The sequence below is a fragment of the Nocardia sp. NPDC051570 genome, from assembly GCF_044454005.1.
GTDB lineage: Bacteria > Actinomycetota > Actinomycetes > Mycobacteriales > Mycobacteriaceae > Nocardia.
Map to the genome: position 1 here is coordinate 44,775 of NZ_JBITDI010000012.1, position 16,096 is coordinate 60,870.

General features: G+C 68.1%; 14 protein-coding genes and 1 tRNA gene. 6 read left to right on the forward strand and 9 right to left on the reverse strand.

Translation table 11 applies throughout. The annotated features are described in order from the left end of the window. The first annotated feature begins 202 nt into the window (after positions 1 to 202). From thiD to ACIA76_RS28035, 5 genes are all read left to right on the forward strand, one after another. Positions 203 to 1,045 carry a bifunctional hydroxymethylpyrimidine kinase/phosphomethylpyrimidine kinase gene (gene thiD, locus ACIA76_RS28015; RefSeq protein WP_397155774.1) on the forward strand — a complete coding sequence of 281 codons (843 nt, stop codon included), beginning with the start codon at positions 203 to 205 and terminating at the stop codon, positions 1,043 to 1,045. Positions 1,046 to 1,079: 34 nt separating this feature from the next. Beyond that, on the forward strand, positions 1,080 to 1,580 hold the full coding sequence (locus ACIA76_RS28020) for a nitroreductase/quinone reductase family protein (protein WP_397155776.1): 501 nt from the start codon (positions 1,080 to 1,082) through the stop codon (positions 1,578 to 1,580). 177 nt (positions 1,581 to 1,757) lie between these two features. Beyond that, positions 1,758 to 3,038, forward strand: coding sequence for a glycosyltransferase (locus tag ACIA76_RS28025; RefSeq protein ID WP_397155778.1), 1,281 nt, complete (start codon positions 1,758 to 1,760; stop codon positions 3,036 to 3,038). Further along, the gene (locus ACIA76_RS28030; RefSeq protein WP_397155780.1) at positions 3,035 to 4,993 is read left to right on the forward strand and encodes an ArnT family glycosyltransferase; all 1,959 of its coding nucleotides are present in this window, start codon (positions 3,035 to 3,037) and stop codon (positions 4,991 to 4,993) included. Before ACIA76_RS28025 ends, ACIA76_RS28030 begins: the two co-directional genes overlap by 4 nt. Positions 4,994 to 5,070: 77 nt before the next feature. After that, positions 5,071 to 5,223, forward strand: coding sequence for a hypothetical protein (locus ACIA76_RS28035; RefSeq protein ID WP_397155782.1), 153 nt, complete (start codon positions 5,071 to 5,073; stop codon positions 5,221 to 5,223). A gap of 37 nt (positions 5,224 to 5,260) precedes the next feature. Here the strand turns inward: ACIA76_RS28035 and ACIA76_RS28040 are convergent. The 8 genes from ACIA76_RS28040 to ACIA76_RS28075 all read right to left on the reverse strand — a co-directional run bounded on the left by ACIA76_RS28040 (position 5,261) and on the right by ACIA76_RS28075 (position 14,553). Further along, positions 5,261 to 5,333: transfer RNA gene (locus ACIA76_RS28040), tRNA-Glu, on the reverse strand. Positions 5,334 to 5,411: 78 nt separating this feature from the next. Further along, on the reverse strand, positions 5,412 to 6,026 hold the full coding sequence (locus ACIA76_RS28045) for a TetR/AcrR family transcriptional regulator (protein ID WP_397155784.1): 615 nt from the start codon (positions 6,024 to 6,026) through the stop codon (positions 5,412 to 5,414). A 6-nt stretch (positions 6,027 to 6,032) separates the two neighbouring features. Then, positions 6,033 to 6,806 (reverse strand): enoyl-CoA hydratase family protein, encoded by a 774-nt coding sequence (locus ACIA76_RS28050; RefSeq protein ID WP_397155786.1) that lies wholly within the window; start codon positions 6,804 to 6,806, stop codon positions 6,033 to 6,035. A 9-nt stretch (positions 6,807 to 6,815) separates the two neighbouring features. Continuing rightward, positions 6,816 to 7,976 (reverse strand): acyl-CoA dehydrogenase family protein, encoded by a 1,161-nt coding sequence (locus ACIA76_RS28055; protein ID WP_397155788.1) that lies wholly within the window; start codon positions 7,974 to 7,976, stop codon positions 6,816 to 6,818. A 5-nt stretch (positions 7,977 to 7,981) separates the two neighbouring features. Continuing rightward, complete coding sequence (locus tag ACIA76_RS28060; RefSeq protein ID WP_397155790.1) at positions 7,982 to 10,078, reverse strand: biotin carboxylase N-terminal domain-containing protein; 2,097 nt, start codon at positions 10,076 to 10,078, stop codon at positions 7,982 to 7,984. Between the two features lie 7 nt (positions 10,079 to 10,085). Further along, the gene (locus tag ACIA76_RS28065; protein WP_397155792.1) at positions 10,086 to 11,690 is read right to left on the reverse strand and encodes an acyl-CoA carboxylase subunit beta; all 1,605 of its coding nucleotides are present in this window, start codon (positions 11,688 to 11,690) and stop codon (positions 10,086 to 10,088) included. After that, positions 11,687 to 12,835: an acyl-CoA dehydrogenase family protein gene (locus ACIA76_RS28070; protein ID WP_397156149.1), complete on the reverse strand. Its 1,149-nt coding sequence runs from the start codon at positions 12,833 to 12,835 to the stop codon at positions 11,687 to 11,689. The genes ACIA76_RS28065 and ACIA76_RS28070 overlap by 4 nt, the downstream gene beginning before the upstream one ends. Positions 12,836 to 12,840: 5 nt before the next feature. Continuing rightward, positions 12,841 to 14,553, reverse strand: a complete 1,713-nt coding sequence (locus ACIA76_RS28075; protein ID WP_397155794.1) for an acyclic terpene utilization AtuA family protein — start codon at positions 14,551 to 14,553, stop codon at positions 12,841 to 12,843. A 171-nt stretch (positions 14,554 to 14,724) separates the two neighbouring features. Here ACIA76_RS28075 and ACIA76_RS28080 point away from each other — a divergent pair, with 171 nt between their 5' ends. Then, entirely contained in the window at positions 14,725 to 14,880 is a 156-nt protein-coding gene (locus ACIA76_RS28080; protein ID WP_397155796.1) for a hypothetical protein, read from the forward strand. Between the two features lie 50 nt (positions 14,881 to 14,930). Here ACIA76_RS28080 and ACIA76_RS28085 read toward each other — a convergent pair whose 3' ends face one another. Then, a complete protein-coding gene (locus ACIA76_RS28085) occupies positions 14,931 to 15,695 on the reverse strand; it encodes an adenylate/guanylate cyclase domain-containing protein (RefSeq protein WP_397156151.1) in 765 nt (254 codons plus the stop codon). Positions 15,696 to 16,096: the final 401 nt, after the last annotated feature.

The following is a 16,096-nucleotide window of genomic DNA, read 5'->3' on the forward strand; positions in this document are numbered from 1 at the left end:
CGGACTCCGCCCGGGGCAACGAGAGATCCGGTGGGCTCATCGCCCCTGCGGCCGCCGGCGCTGAGCGAATTCGGCAGCGTCAGCATGCGGCCGTGCGGGTCGGACCGGGGACGGCGCGGGTCGCCGGGATCAGGCCGAGGTCGTGGGTGGGTGATCCGCGCGCGCAGGCGCCGTTCCATGACAGGATTGTAGGCTTCATCTCGTGAAACTCTTGCCGCTGCCCTCCGACGGGCAGACCCCGGTTCGCGTCCTCACCATCGCCGGAACCGATTCCGGCGGCGGCGCGGGGATCCAGGCCGATACTCGCACGATGGCGCTGCTCGGTGTGCACGCCTGCGTCGCCGTGGCCGCGGTGACCGTGCAGAATTCCCTGGGCGTCAGCGGATTTCACGAGATCCCGCCGCAGACGGTGGCCGATCAGGTGCGAGTCGTGGTGGGCGACATCGGAATCGGCGCGGTCAAGACCGGAATGCTCGCCTCGACGGCCATCATCGAGGCGGTCGCACAGGTCTGCGGCGAGGTCGGCATCGGCCGCGACGCCGCGATCCCGCTCGTGGTCGATCCGGTCGCGGCCTCCATGCACGGCGATCCGCTGCTGCATGCCTCGGCTCTGGATGCCCTGCGGCACACGCTGATTCCGCTCGCGACGGTGGTCACCCCGAATCTGGACGAGGTGCGGTTACTCACCGGCATCGACGTCACCGACGACCGCGCCGCCCGCAAGGCCGCCGAGGCACTGCTCGCGCTCGGCCCGCGCTGGGCGATCGTCAAGGGCGGACATCTGCGCTCCTCGGACTTCAGCACCGATATCCTCTACGACGGCAACCGATTCCACGAACTGTCGGCGCCGCGCATCCCCACGGGCAACGATCACGGCGGCGGCGACACCCTCGCCGCGGCGACGGCCTGCGCATTGGCCCACGGCTACGAGGTCCCCGAGGCGATCGCCTTCGCCAAGGAGTGGACCACCCGCTGCCTGAAGGCCTCCTACGATCTCGGCGCGGGGCACGGACCGGTATCGCCGCTGTGGCGGCTGCGGGCCTGACGAATCTGTCGGTGCCCGCGGGCATACTGCCGTTATGACCGAATCGACTGAGGCACAGGACAACCGGCCCGAGATCACCTCCTACCACGATCCGGACGCGCCGTGGAACCAGCTCACCGAGGAGACCATCGGCGAGTGGAACAACACCGTGGTCGCCGAGTTCCGCGCCAACGGCGGCAAGGTGGGCGGCGCCTACCAGGACTCCACCCTGCTGCTGCTCACGACCACGGGCGCCCGCAGCGGCCGCGCGCACACCGTCCCGCTGGGCGCGGGCTACCACGGCGAGGTGCTGTATCTCAGCTCGTTCGTCGAGGGTAAGTACCCCGCCTGGTGGCACAACATCAAGGCGAATCCCGAGATCACCGTGGAGCTGGACGGTAAGACCCATGCGGGCCGCGGCCGCGTGCTCGAGGGCGAGGAGTATCGCGAACTCGCCGAATCGGTGCTGGTCGCGAACCCGATGCTGGCCGAATTCCAGGCCGAGACCGATCGCCCGATACCGCTGGTCGTCCTCGACCTCGGCGAGCCGAGTTGAACCTCGAACCCCCGAGTTGAGTCGGTAACAGATCCGGTCGCAGGGATAGCACGATCGCCAAACGGTTGCTAGCCTCGGCACACCAAAGTTCCGGATGGAAGGTTTACTGTGGCCCTCCCAGGAACCTCCCAGCCGGAGCGCAGCGGTGCCAAAGGCTGATCACCGAGGTTAGAGTGCATGTCCGAGACAGTGACGGCCGTTCAGGCGACCCCCACCCCCGACACGGTGCGCGCCCCCGTACTGGATGTCGTTATTCCGGTTTACAACGAGGAGCGTGATCTTGCCGGGTGTGTGCGCCGGCTGCACGCCTTCCTCCGCGAAGGCTTCCCATTCTCGGCGCGAATCACCATCGCCGATAACGCCTCCACAGACACCACCCTGCAGGTGGGTCGTGAGCTGGCCGACGAGCTCGCCGGGGTGCGCGTGGTGCACCTCGATCGCAAGGGGCGAGGGCGGGCGCTGCGCGCGGTCTGGGAGGCCTCCGACGCCCAGGTCGTCGCGTATATGGACGTCGACCTGTCCACGGATCTGAATGCGCTGCTGCCGCTGGTGGCGCCGCTGGTGAGCGGGCATTCGGATCTGGCGATCGGCACCCGGCTGGCGAAGTCCTCGCGGGTGGTGCGCGGACCCAAGCGCGAATTCATCTCCCGCTGCTACAACCTGATCCTCAAGGCCTCGCTGCAGGCCCGATTCTCCGATGCCCAATGCGGTTTCAAGGCCATGCGCACCGAGGTCGCGCGCAGCATCCTGCCGCTGGTGCAGGACGGTGAGTGGTTCTTCGATACCGAACTGCTGGTCATCGCCGAACGCGCCGGACTGCGCATCCACGAGGTGCCGGTGGACTGGATCGACGATCCGGACAGCCGCGTCGATATCGTCGACACCGCGCGCAAGGATCTGCTGGGCGTGTGGCGGGTCGGTAAGGGGCTGACCACGGGTTCGTTGCCGATCAACGAACTACGCGCGGCCGTCGGACGGGAGCCGCTGGTGGATGGTGTGCCGCTGGGCATGGTCGGTCAACTGGTTCGGTTCGCCATCATCGGCGTGCTGTCCACGCTGGCCTACATGCTGCTGTATGTGCTGCTGCAGGGCGTGATCGGCGCACAACCGGCCAACTTCATCGCGCTGCTGCTCACCGCGATCGCCAATACGGCGGCCAACCGCGCGTTCACCTTCGGCGTGCGCGGCTCGACCCGGGCGGTATCGCAACACGTCCAGGGTCTGTTGATCTTCGGATTCGCCTGGGTGCTCACCAGCGGGGCGCTGTTCGTACTGCATCACTGGGCACCGGATGCCGCGATCCATTGGGAGCTGTTCGCGCTGGTGACCGCGAATCTGATCACCACACTCACCCGATTCGTCGGCCTGCGCTGGGTATTCCGCAACGCTGTCACCGGCTCGGGCGCCCGGCTCACCGAAGTGGTTCTGCCGGAGGCGGATTCGGATCCCACGCTATGACCACAGCTATCGTCGGCCCGTCCACTCAGGTGGACGGGCCGCCGTCGCGTTCGGGCGGCGTGCGCTGGGAGTATGTCGCGCTGGCGCTGCTGCTGGCCGGGGCCGCGGTCGCCTATCTGTGCAACCTCAGCGCCAACGGCTGGGCTAATACCTTCTATGCCGCTGCGGCGCAGGCGGGTTCGGTGTCGTGGAAGGCATTCCTGTTCGGCTCCTCCGACGGCGGTAATACGATCACCGTCGACAAGACGCCCGCCTCACTGTGGCCGATGGCGCTGTCGATTCGACTGTTCGGGCTGAGCAGTTGGAGCCTGCTGATTCCCCAGGTGCTGATGGGCGTCGGCGCGGTGGCCCTGGTGTGGGCCGCGGTGCGCCGGACCTTCGGCGGGGCGGCCGGGCTGCTCGCCGGTCTGACGCTGGCGCTGACACCCGTTGCGGCCCTGATGTTCCGGTTCGACAATCCCGATGCGCTGCTGGTGCTGATGATGGTGGCCGCCGCGTGGGCGATGACGCGGGCCGTCGAGGACGGCCGCACCCGCTGGCTGGTGCTGTGCGGACTGTTCGTCGGCCTGGGCTTCCTGGCCAAGCAGCTGCAGGTGATGCTGGTGGTTCCGGCACTGGCGCTGACCTACCTGATCGCCGGACCGCCCCGGCTCGGCAAGCGGCTGGCGCAGCTGCTGGCCGCCGGGGCGGGCATGCTGATCGGTGCGGGCTGGTGGGTGCTGATCGCGGAGCTGTGGCCTACCGGCTCGCGCCCGTACTTCGGTGGCTCACCGCATAATTCGATTCTCGAGCTGACGCTGGGCTACAACGGGTTGGGGCGGCTCAACGGCGCGGAATTCAACGGCGGCGGTCCGGGTGGGCCCAGTGGGCATCCCGGGCACGGGGCCGGGAGTTGGTTCTCCGAGGGTGCGGGGATCACACGACTGTTCCAGCCGAGTCAGGGCGGTCAGATCGCATGGCTGCTTCCGGCCGCGCTGGTGCTGTGCGTGGTCGGAATCATCCTGTGCGGCAGGGCGATCCGCAGCGACAGACAGCGCGCCGGATTCCTGCTGTGGGGCGGATGGCTGCTGATCACCGGCCTGGTGTTCAGCTTCATGAAGGGGATCTTCCACCAGTACTACACCGTCGCCCTGTCCCCCGCGATCGCGGCACTGCTCGGCGCGGGCGCAATCCTGTTGTGGCGCAACCGAGAACGACTGTGGGTCCGCGCCACCGCCGCACTGACACTCGGGCTGACGGTGGCCACGGCCTGGATACTGCTGTCCCGCACCGCGTCCTTCCTCCCCTGGCTGCGCTGGGTGGTGCTGATCGGCGGCATCGCGGCAACGATCGCGCTATTGCTGCCCGCACCCCGCCGAGCGGCCGGAGTGATCGCGCTGGCGGCCGTGGCCGTGGGATCGGCCGGACCCTTGGCCTACACCGTGGAAACCCTTGCGATACCCCACGCCGGTCCGATGCCGATGGCAGGACCGAAGGTGGCCATGCACTTCGGACCGGGGACGCCCTGGGGCCAGGGCGGACAACCAGGCCCCGGCGGGCAGCCCAGCTCGAGTGGGCGGACCGGCGCGAACGGGCAGCAAGCGTCCGGCGGGTTCATGATGGGTGGGCGGGCGAATGATCAAGTGGTGCGGCTGCTCGAGGAGAATCCGGGTGGGTATACCTGGGTGGCGGCGACCGTGGGATCCATGAGTGCGGCGCCCTATCAGCTGGCGACGCAGTTGCCGGTGATGCCGGTCGGTGGGTTCATCGGGCATGATCCGGCGCCGACGCTCGAGCGGTTTCAGCAGTATGTCGCCGATGGGCGGATCCACTACTTCATCGCGGGCCGGGAGCACGGGCCGGGCGGGCGGGACAGCGACTCCGATTCGGCACGGATCTCGGCCTGGGTGGCGGCCGGGTTCACCGCGCGGGAGATCGACGGCGTCACGGTGTACGACCTGACCCAACATCGCTGAACGGCAATCGTTCTCGCGGCCGGGCCCGATTCCGCCGAAGCGGGCCCGGCCGGGAAGCGGCGGACCTAGGCTGAATCATGAGCACGCCTCATCCGCTCAGTAATGAACACCGAGAGGCCTTTTGGCGACGCATGGGCTGGTCGGAAGATCTGCCGGAGGCGCAGCGGCGGGCCATCGAGGATCGCTGGGATGATGAATCCATCGATATCGCCGAGGTTTTCGGCTGGTGAGTCCCGCCCGAGAGGGCGGGTCGAAGAGAGATGAAAGTAGTCCCGACGGGATTCGAACCCGCGCTACCGCCTTGAGAGGGCGGCGTCCTAGGCCTCTAGACGACGGGACCAGGAACAAAGCTCCGCAAGCTTAACCGCCCGGTCTCGCCCGACCAAATCCGGTAATCCAGCTCACTTCCGGTATCCGGTCAGCGGCCGCCGCCGAGCGCGGCGTGCAGGGTTGCCGACCACTGCTGCACGATCTCCTTGCGGCGGGCGGAATCATCGGTCAGCACATCGGCCAGGCCGAGGCCGCGGGCCAGGTCGAGGGTGGCCTGGACCAGGTGGTGGGCGACCGGATCGGAATCGTCGACCCCGAGCGCCGCCACGGCCATGCGATGCGAGATGCGACCGAAGCGGGCCTCCAGCGGGACGATGCGCTCACGCAGCACCGGATCGGCGGCGGCATGCGTCCACACCTGCAGGGCCGCCTTGAACAGCGGACTCGTATAGGACTCGACCAGCCCGGAGACGACGGCCTCGGTGCGCCCGGCCCCCTCGGCGACCGCACTCGTCGTCATCGCCTCGGCCTTGGCCTGCGACATGCGGGTATCGAACATGTACTCGAGCGCGGCGGTGATCAAATCCTCCCGGGTCGGGAAGTGATGCTGTGCCGCCCCGCGCGACACCCCGGCCCGCTCGGCCACCACGGCCACGGTGGCGGCCGCCCAGCCCATCTCGGACAGGCAGTCGATGGTCGCCTCGAGCAGCCGCTGCCGGGTGGCCCGGCTGCGGTCCTGCTTGGGTTCGTGCGGGGTAGCCATGAGGGCCTATTGTGCCCAGCTCGGCGGGCGACGCTGGAAGAAGGCCGTCATCCCCTCGATCACCTGCGGCGTGCCGAAGAAACTCCCCGACCGTTTCGCCAGGTCGTCGGCGGCTCGATCGAATTGCGCGAGCAGTGCGGCATTGACGAGCCGCTTGCTCTCGGCCAGGCCCTGCGGCGAACCCAGCCGCAGCTGCCCGGCCAGCCGCGACACCTCGGCGGCCGGATCCTCGGCCGATACGGTGATCAGCCCCGTGCGCTCGGCCTCGGCGGCGTCGAAGGTCTCCCCGGTCTGGAAGTAGCGCGCCGCCGAGCGCGCGCTCATCCGCGGCAGCAGCGTGAGCGAGATGATGAACGGTGCCAATCCGATGCGCGCCTCGGTGAGCGCGAAGCTGGAATCCGGCCCGGCGACCGCGAGATCACAGGCCGCCAGAATCCCCATCCCGCCCGCGCGGACGTTGCCGTTCACCTGAGCCACCACGGGTTTCGGCAATTCGAGGATGGTGCGCAGCAGCGACACCATCCATTGGGTGCGGATATCGGCGGCGGCCGCCGGATCGGCATCCAGCGCCTCCTTGAGATCCGCACCCGCACAGAAGGTGTTACCGGTATGGGTGAGCACCACCCCGCGCACCTGCTCATCCGCACCGGCGCGCCGCAGACCCGCCAACAGGTCCTGAACCAGACTGGCGGACAACGCGTTTCGATTATGCGGCGAATCCAGCGTCAGGACGGCGAAGCCGTCCCGGGCCGCGTAGGTCACGGCGGGTGTGTCACTCATCGGGCCTCCTCAGTACGACTTGGGCAGACCGAGGGAGTGCTGGGACACGAAGTTCAGCACCATCTCCCGGCTGACCGGTGCGACGCGGCCGATGCGCGCGGCGGCGAGCATGCCCGCCAGGCCCACATCGCTGGTCAGACCCGAGCCGCCGTGGGTCTGGATCGACTGATCGAGCGCCTTGATACTGGCCTCTGCCGCAGCGTATTTCGCCATATTCGCGGCCTCCGCGGCGCCGAAGTCGTCGCCGGAGTCGTAGAGCACCGCGGCCTTCTGCATCATCAGCTTGGCCAGTTCCAGCTCGATCTTCACCTGCGCCAGCGGATGCGAAATACCTTGGTGCGCACCGATCGGCGTCTTCCACACCTGTCGCTGACGCGCGTATTCGACGGCCCGGTCGATCGCGTAGCGGCCCATGCCGACGGCCATGGCCGCGCCCATGATGCGCTCGGGATTCAGGCCCGCGAACAGCTGCGCCAACGCCGCGTCCTCCTGGCCCACCAGCGCCTCGGCGGGCAGCCGCACATCGTCGAGGAACAGCGTGAACTGGCTGTCCGGCTCGATGATGTCCATCTCCTGGCGCGTCTTCACGAATCCGGGCGCATCGGTCGGCACGATGAACAGCGCGGGCTTCAGCTTGCCGGTCTTGGCGTCCTCGGTGCGCGAGACGATCAGCACGGCCTCGGCCTGGTCGACACCGGAGATGAAGATCTTGCGGCCGTTGAGGATCCAGTCGCCGCCGTCGCGACGGGCGGTGGTGGTGATGCGGTGGGAGTTGGAGCCCGCATCGGGTTCGGTGATGCCGAACACCATCCTGGACGAGCCGTCGGCGAGGCGGGTCAGCCAGTGGCGCTTCTGCTCCTCGGTGCCGTACTTGCTGATGATGGTGCCGCAGATGGCCGGGGACACGACCATCAACAGCAGTCCACAGCCCTGTGCGGACAGCTCCTCCTGCACCAGCGCCAGCTCGTAGATGCCCGCGCCACCGCCGCCGTACTCCTCGGGGAGGTTCACACCCAGGAAGCCGAGTTTGCCTGCCTCCTCCCATAATTCGGTGAGCGGCTCATTGCGCCGGGCCTTGGGTCCGGCGTAGTCGCGGAGGTTGTACTTGGCGGCGAGCTTGGCGACGGCGGCCCGCAACTGTTTCTGTTCGTCGGTCTCGATGAAACTCATGACCCTCACTCCTGGGTGTTCTCGTCGGCTTGTACGACGGCCAGTACCGCACCGACGTCGACCTGTTGTCCCGCGGTCACATTCAGCTCGGTGAGCACGCCGTCCGCGGGGGCGGCGATGGTGTGCTCCATCTTCATCGCCTCGAGCCACAGGATCGGCTGACCCTTGGCGACCCGGGCGCCCACCTCGGCCCCGAGGCGGATGACCGCGCCCGGCATGGGCGCGAGCAGCGAGCCCTCGGCGATCTGTTCGGACGGATCCTCGAAGCGCGGCAGGCGGCGCACCGTGACGGGGCCGAGCGGTGAGTCGATGTGAATCCATTCGGTTCCCGGCGCTTTTCCGGGATCCCCGTAGCGGGCGATATCGAAGCGGCGGCGCACCGCGCCACGCTCGCCGGGCACCAGCAGGGTCACCGAAACCGGTGTGGCCTCGACCAATTCGAGTCCGGGCGCGGAGTCTTCGGCGAGTCCGGCGCGGGTGATCGAATAGCGGATCTCATGTCTGCCGGTGCTGCGGCTCTCATAGGTCTTCGTCTGCGGCTGCGAGGGCAGATTGCGCCAGCCGGTGGGCAGTCCGCGGCCCACTCGCGCCCGCGACCGGTTGTGCGCGGCATCGGCCAGTGCGGCGGCCACGATCGACAGCCGCTCATCGGATTCGGAGGCCAGCGGCGCGGCGAGGGTATCCAGGCCGTGCCGGTCGAAGAAGGCGGTATCGGTATCGCCCGCCAGGAATGCAGGATGTTCGAGCACCCGCACCAGCAGATCCCGATTGGTCACCAGGCCGTGAATCCGGGCCCGCCGCAACGCCGTCGCCAGCAGCCGGGCGGCCTCGTCGCGGGTGTCGCCGTAGGAGATGACCTTGGCCAGCATCGGGTCGTAGTGGACGCCCACGATCGAGCCGTTCACCACTCCGGAGTCCAGCCGGACACCCGGCCGTTCGAGGACCGCGAATTCGGCTGTGCCGGAGCCGATGTCGATCCGGTGCACGGTGCCGCTCTGCGGCTGCCAGTCGTGCGCGGGATCCTCGGCGTAGAGCCGCACTTCGATCGAATGTCCGTGCGGCGCGGGCTGATTCGCGGGCAGTGGCCGACCCTGTGCGATCTGCAGTTGCAGCCGAACCAGATCCAGGCCGGTGGTGTTCTCGGTGACCGGATGCTCCACCTGCAGGCGCGTATTCATCTCGAGGAAGAAGAATTCGCCCTTGTCATCGGCGAGGAATTCGACGGTGCCCGCACCCTCGTATCCGATGGCCTCGGCCGCCAGCCGCGCGGCCTCGAACAGCCGATCCCGCATGCCGCGCCCATCGGGCATGCGCGGGGGCCCTGCGTGGTTACGCTCCGGTGCCTCCTCCGGGCCTGACCCGCGCATGCCGTCGATCTTCTCCACCAGCGGCGAGGGGGCCTCTTCCACAACCTTCTGATGCCGCCGCTGAATCGAACATTCGCGCTCGCCGACCGCCCACACCGTGCCGTGGGTATCGGCCATCACCTGCACCTCGATGTGGCGGCCGGTCTCGAGATAGCGTTCGCAGAACACCGTCGGATCGCCGAAGGCCGATTCCGCCTCGCGCCGTGCGGCTGCCAGCTGCGCGGGCAGCTCGTCGAGTGCGCGCACCACCCGCATACCGCGGCCGCCGCCACCGGCCGACGCCTTGATCAGCACCGGCAGCATGGCCGCGGTGACCTCGGCGGGATTCAGCTCCGCCAGCACCGGCACCCCGGCCGCGTCCATCATCTTCTTGGATTCGACCTTGGAACCCATCTGCTCGATCGCGGTGACCGGCGGGCCGATCCACACCAGTCCGGCCGCGAGCACCGCGCGCGCGAAATCGGCGTTCTCGGAGAGGAATCCGTAGCCCGGATGGATCGCGTCGGCTCCGGCGGCCAGTGCGGCCTCGATGAGCAGATCGCCGCGCAGATACGTCTCGCCGGGTGTATTGCCCGGTAGCCGAATGGCCGCATCGGCCTCGCCGACATGCGGCGATTCGGCATCGGCGTCGGAATACACCGCGACCGTGCCCAGCCCCATCCGCCGACAGGTGGCGAAGACGCGCCGGGCGATCTCGCCGCGATTGGCGACCAGCACCGTCGAAATGGTCGTCATGGCGCCCTCACATCCGGAAGACGCCGAAGCCCTCGGCGCCCTTGATCGGGGCATTGTGGATGGCCGACAACGCCATTCCCAATACCGTACGGGTATCGCGAGGGTCGATCACACCGTCGTCGTAGAGGCGGCCCGACATGAACATCGGTAAGGACTCCGCCTCGATCTGCGCCTCGATCATGGCGCGCATCCCGGCGTCGGCCTGTTCGTCGAACGGTTGCCCCTTGGCCTCCGCGGCCGCCCGGCCCACGATCGAGATCACCCCGGCCAGCTGCGCGCCGCCCATCACCGCGGATTTCGCACTGGGCCAGGCGAAGACGAAGCGCGGATCGTAGGCGCGCCCGCACATGCCGTAATGCCCGGCACCATAGGAGGCGCCCATGAGCACCGAGATATGCGGCACCGTCGAATTGGAGACCGCGTTGATCATCATCGCGCCGTGTTTGATGATGCCCTTCTGCTCGTACTCCTTGCCGACCATGTAGCCCGTCGTGTTGTGCAGGAACAGCAGTGGCGTATTCGACTGGTTGGCCAGCTGGATGAATTGCGCCGCTTTCTGCGCCTCCTCGGAGAACAGCACGCCACGGGCATTGGCGAGGATGCCGACCGGATAGCCGTGCAACTCGGCCCATCCCGTGACCAGGCTCGAGCCGTACAGCGGCTTGAACTCGTCGAAATCGGAGCCGTCCACCACCCGGGCGATCACCTCGCGCGGATCGAACGGGATCTTCAGATCGGTCGGGACGATGCCGAGCAGCTCCTCCTGGTCGTAGCGCGGCTCGATCACCTCGGTCGGCGGGCGCGGTGCCGGCCCCCGCTTCGTCCAGTTCAGGCGCCTGACGATCGAGCGACCCAGCCGAATGGCGTCGGGCTCGTCCACGGCCAGGTAGTCGGCCAGACCCGAGATGCGAGAATGCATTTCGGCCCCGCCCAGGGATTCGTCGTCGGACTCCTCGCCGGTGGCCATCTTCACCAGCGGTGGGCCGCCGAGGAACACCTTGGAGCGTTCCTTGATCATGACGGTGTAGTCGGACATGCCGGGGATGTACGCGCCGCCCGCGGTCGAGTTTCCGAAAACCAGTGCGATGGTGGGTATTCCGGCCGCCGAGAGCCTGGTCAGATCCCGGAACATGCGACCGCCGGGCACGAAGACCTCCTTCTGCGTCGGCAGATCCGCACCGCCCGACTCCACCAGGCCGATGACCGGCAGCCGGTTCTCCCGCGCGATATCGTTCATGCGCAGGTTCTTCCGCAACGTCCACGGGTTGGACGTGCCGCCGCGGACCGTCGGATCCGGCGCGACGATCATGCATTCGACGCCCTCGACGATGCCGATGCCCGCGATCACGCTCGCGCCCACATGGAATTCGCTGCCCCAGGCGGCCAGTGGGGCCAGTTCCAGGAACGGCGAATCCTCGTCGATGAGCAGTTCGATGCGTTCGCGCGCGGTCAGCTTGCCGCGCTTGCGATGCCGGGCCATCTTGTCCGGGCCGCCGCCCGCGATGTTCTTGGCGTATTCGGCCTCGACCTCGGCGAGTTTGGCGGTCATGGCGTCGGCGGCGGCCCGATAGTCCGCCGAGGCCGGATCCACGGAGGTGCGCAGGATGCTCAAGACTGGAACCCCAATCGCTTGGCCGCGAGGCTGGTCAGGATCTCGTTGGTGCCGCCGCCTATGCCGAGGATGCGCACATCCCGGTAGTGCCGCTCGACCTCCGACTCGCGCATGTAGCCGAGGCCGCCGAACAGCTGAACCGCCTGGTGCGCCACCCATTCCGCGGTCTCGACCGCGGTGTTCTTGGCGAAGCACACCTCGGCGATGAGATCGGTCTCGCCGTGCGAGGCGCGCTCGACGACATGATGGGTGTACACCCGGGCCACATCAATGCGCCGCGCCATCTCCGACAGGGTGTTCTGCACGGCCTGGCGGCTGATCAGCGGGCGGCCGAAGGTCTCGCGGTCCCGGCACCAGCGCAGCGTCAGGTCCAGGCAGCGCTGCGCATGTCCGTACGCCTGTGCGGCCAGGCCGACGCGTTCGCTCACGAATGCCTGTGCGATCTGGGCGAATCCGGAGTTCTCCGGACCCACCAGATTCGAGATCGGTACGCGCACATCGACATAGGAGAGTTCGGCGGTGTCCGAGGCCAGCCAGCCCATCTTCTCCAGCTTGCGGCTGACCGTGAATCCCGGCGTGCCCTTCTCCACCACCAGCAGCGAAACACCGGCCGCGCCCTGGCCTCCCGTGCGCACCGCCGTCACGACGTAATCGGCGCGCACACCCGAGGTGATGAAGGTCTTGGCGCCGTTGACGACGTAGTCGTCGCCGTCACGGACCGCGCTGGTGCGCAGATGGCCGACATCCGAGCCACCGCCGGGCTCGGTGATGGCCAGCGAGCCGATCTTCTCGCCCGCCAGCGTCGGCCGCACCCAGCGCTCGATATGGTCAGCATTGCCGGCGGCAATGATATGCGGCACCGCGATCCCACAGGTGAACAGCGAGGCGAACAGCCCACCCGAACAGCCCGCGTAATGCATCTCCTCGCAGACGACGGCCGCATCGATGCCGTCGCCGCCGGAACCACCGACGGCTTCGGGGAATTGGATCCCCAGCAGGCCCAGCGCCCCCGCTTTCTTGTGCAGCTCGCGCGGGATCTCGCCGCCGCGCTCCCAGTCGTCCAGATGCGGGAGCACCTCGCGGTCGGCGAAACCGCGCACGGTGGCGCGCAATTCGCGCCGCTCGGGCGTCTCCCAGGGGTTCACATACGTCATAGCAGCTCCACGGGGATATCGATATGCCGGGAGCGCAGCCATTCGCCGAGCCCCTTGGCCTGTGGATCGAATCGGGCCTGATAGGCGACGCCCTGTCCGAGCAGACCCTCGACGATGAAGTTGAGCGCCCGCAGATTCGGCAGGACGTGCCGGGTGATGGTCAGTTTCGCGGTTTCCGGTAGCAGTAGGCGCAATTCGTCGACGGTCAGCGCATGCGCCAGCCAGCGCCACTGCTCGTCGGTACGCACCCAGACGCCGATATTGGCGTTGCCGCCCTTATCGCCGCTGCGGGCCAGCGCGATCGTGCCCAGCGGGACGCGGCGAGTTTCGGTATGCGGCAGCGCATGCGGCAGTTCCGGCTCGGCTACCTCGGCCAGTTCCCGCGTCCGCGAAGCGGATTCGAGATCGATGCGGGATCCGTCGGGCAGGACGGCCGTCTGGGTGACCGCGGCGGCATCGACGTAACCGGGCGTGAAAACGCCGTAGGGCGAACCGTTTCCGGGCGGCGAGGTGAGCGTGAAGCCCGGATAGCTCGCCAGGGCGAGTTCGACCACCACATTGGAGAAGACGCGCCCGACCTTGTTCGGATCGGGATCGCGCACCACGCAGCGCAGCACCGCGCTGGCCTGCTCCTCGGTCTCGGCATCGGGGCGATCCAGGCGCGAGAGCGTCCAGTCCAGTTCGGCCGGGCGCACGGGTAGCCAGTGCTCCAATTGCCGTTGCGTCAGTTGGGCCTTGGCGTCGATATCCAGGCCGGTGAGTACGAAGGCCATCTCGTTGCGGAATCCGCCCAGGGTGTTCAGTGAGACCTTGAGCGACGGCGGCGGGGCCTCGCCCGAAACACCGCTGACGAGAACGCGATCCGGCCCCTGCAGGGTGAGTCGGATGCTGTCCAGCCGGGTCGTGACGTCCGGGCCCGCATAGCGCGCGCCCTGGATCTCGTACATCAGCTGCGCCGCGACCGTATCCACGGTGACCGTGCCGCCGGTGCTCGCATGTTTGGTGATGACGCTGCTGCCGTCGCGGCGCACCTCGGCGATCGGAAATCCCGGACGGTCCGGATTCTCGATCTCGGTGAAGAACGCGAAGTTGCCGCCGGTGGCCTGGGTGCCGCATTCGATGATATGACCGGCGACCACAGCCCCGGCCAGCGCATCGAAATCGCCTCGGCCCCAGCCGAAATGGGCGGCGGCCGGGCCGACCACCAGCGAGGCGTCGGTGACCCGGCCGGTCACCACCACATCGGCCCCGGCGGCGAGACATTCCGCGATGCCCCACGCGCCCAGATACGCATTGGCGGTGAGCGGGGATCCCAGACCCAGTTCGGCGGCCCGGGACAGCAGATCGTCGCCCTCGACGTGGGCAATCCGCACCGGGAGACCGAGCGTCTCGGCGACCTCGCGCAGACGCTGGGCCAGCCCCGCCGGATTGAGCCCACCCGCATTGGCGACGATGCGCACGCCCCGCTCCAGGGCCAGGCCCAGGCATTGCTCCAGCTGGCGCACGAAGGTCTTGGCATAGCCGAGATTCGGATCCTTCATCCGATCCCGGCCGAGGATCAACATGGTGAGCTCCGCGAGGTAATCCCCGGTGAGCACGTCGAGCTGCCCGTCGGAAAGCATCTCCCGCATCGCGCTCGCCCGATCGCCGTAGAAGCCGGAGCAGTTGCCGATCCGGATGACCTCGGGATCGGCCGCCAGACTGGCCATGAGCGACCCCTCCTGAACGTCCGCGCGGCACCCTCGCCGCGTCGGTTACAGGGTCACATCGGGTCCAGAAAAAAGCAAGCCTGCGTGCTTGTTAATCTGCGTCTTCGCAGCTCAACAGGGCCCTGCGAGGCCGGACGACCCGCCGGAACGCCCGGAGGGCATGATGGGGCCGTGTCGCATTCCGTGATCGTCGTCTTCCTGTTGGCCCTGGCCGGATTCCTCATCGGCGGCGCCTACAGCACCTGGAAGAACAACCGCGTCGTCGCCGTGGCGCTGGGTGTGGCCGCGGTGCTCGCGGTCGTGGGCGCCGTCGCCTGGTGGAAGTAACCCATCCCGCCCGGCCCGCTGGACGGACCGGGTGGGAGACAAAGGCGGCTCTACTCGCCGTCGAGGCGGTAGATCCGTAGATCCTCGGGAACGCCGCTGAGCGGGGCGGCGAAGAAGCTGCGGCGGTACGGGCGGGCCGCAATGCCCAACTCCCCCAACGTCTCCGGCCGCAGCGCCTGCAGGGTGGGCTCGGAGAGCATCATGTTGCCGTTGCCGCCCGCCTCCATGACGCGGGCCGCGATCGTCACATCGACGCCGAGCCAGTCGCCGCCGAGTTCGCGCGGACTGCCGGTATGCAGGCCCAGGCGCATCTGCGGGCGATAGCCCTGTACCTCGACGCCGGTCAGATTCTCCTTGGCGGCCACCGCCGCGATGACCGCGCGGTCGGGTGAGGGGAATACGGCCATCACACCGTCACCCATGCGCTTGACCACCTGACCGCCGCGCTCGACGATCGGGGGCTCGATGGCCTTGGCCACCCGGCGCAACAGTTCCAGGGTCGCCTCGTCACCGGCCGACAGCGACCAGCTGGAGAAGGCCACCAGATCGGTGAACATCACGGTCATCTGCTGGGCGCCCTTACCGCGGCCGACCCGTTCGAGCATGGCCTGCCAGACCTGCAGCGCACCCAGGCCGATCTCCTTGGCGGCGCTGGGCGAATCGCCGACCAGCTTATCGGCCGCGCGGGCCACGGCCCGCGGTCCGCCCGGGCCCGACAGCGACAGCGGATCGCCGAAGGCCGGATCGCCGGGCAGATTCTGACGCGCCTTGCGGATCGCGCCGATGAGGTCCGGGCGCGAATTGGTCCCGGACATCAGCGCGGACAGCTGTCCCGGACGCAGCCGGACGCCGGTGCGCCGATCGGGAATGACCTCATCGACCGGGGTCAGCGGGATTACGAGCTCAGGCTCCGGTTCGACGCGCTCGCCGTCACGCCGGCCGGCATCGGACGGGGAACCATCCGCACCGGCCGCGCGACGCGCGTGTTCGCCGTCCCCGGTGGGTCTTTCACTCACGTCCCGAGCGTAGCTCAGCACCTCTTCGGCGCGGGGGTTACCGATGATCGTCACGAGCCACCTCTTCCATCGAGCGGAGCGAACACGTCTCTGGGTCCGCCGATAGATAGCGCGTTGTTTGCTGCTGTCGATGCTGCCACCGGAAGTTTCCATATGGAAGGGGCGTTCCCTGTAATTAACTCAACGTTTCCCCGGCAGAG

What these genes read in the sequence shown, in the direction of transcription:
- ACIA76_RS28020 (WP_397155776.1), top strand. Translation starts at nt 1,080, where the DNA reads ATGACCGAATCGACTGAGGCACAGGACAACCGGCCCGAGATCACCTCC.
- ACIA76_RS28025 (WP_397155778.1), top strand. Translation starts at nt 1,758, where the DNA reads ATGTCCGAGACAGTGACGGCCGTTCAGGCGACCCCCACCCCCGACACG.
- ACIA76_RS28030 (WP_397155780.1), top strand. Translation starts at nt 3,035, where the DNA reads ATGACCACAGCTATCGTCGGCCCGTCCACTCAGGTGGACGGGCCGCCG.
- ACIA76_RS28035 (WP_397155782.1), top strand. Translation starts at nt 5,071, where the DNA reads ATGAGCACGCCTCATCCGCTCAGTAATGAACACCGAGAGGCCTTTTGG.
- ACIA76_RS28045 (WP_397155784.1), bottom strand. Translation starts at nt 6,026, where the DNA reads ATGGCTACCCCGCACGAACCCAAGCAGGACCGCAGCCGGGCCACCCGG.
- ACIA76_RS28050 (WP_397155786.1), bottom strand. Translation starts at nt 6,806, where the DNA reads ATGAGTGACACACCCGCCGTGACCTACGCGGCCCGGGACGGCTTCGCC.
- ACIA76_RS28055 (WP_397155788.1), bottom strand. Translation starts at nt 7,976, where the DNA reads ATGAGTTTCATCGAGACCGACGAACAGAAACAGTTGCGGGCCGCCGTC.
- ACIA76_RS28060 (WP_397155790.1), bottom strand. Translation starts at nt 10,078, where the DNA reads ATGACGACCATTTCGACGGTGCTGGTCGCCAATCGCGGCGAGATCGCC.
- ACIA76_RS28075 (WP_397155794.1), bottom strand. Translation starts at nt 14,553, where the DNA reads ATGGCCAGTCTGGCGGCCGATCCCGAGGTCATCCGGATCGGCAACTGC.
- ACIA76_RS28085 (WP_397156151.1), bottom strand. Translation starts at nt 15,695, where the DNA reads ATGTCCGGGACCAATTCGCGCCCGGACCTCATCGGCGCGATCCGCAAG.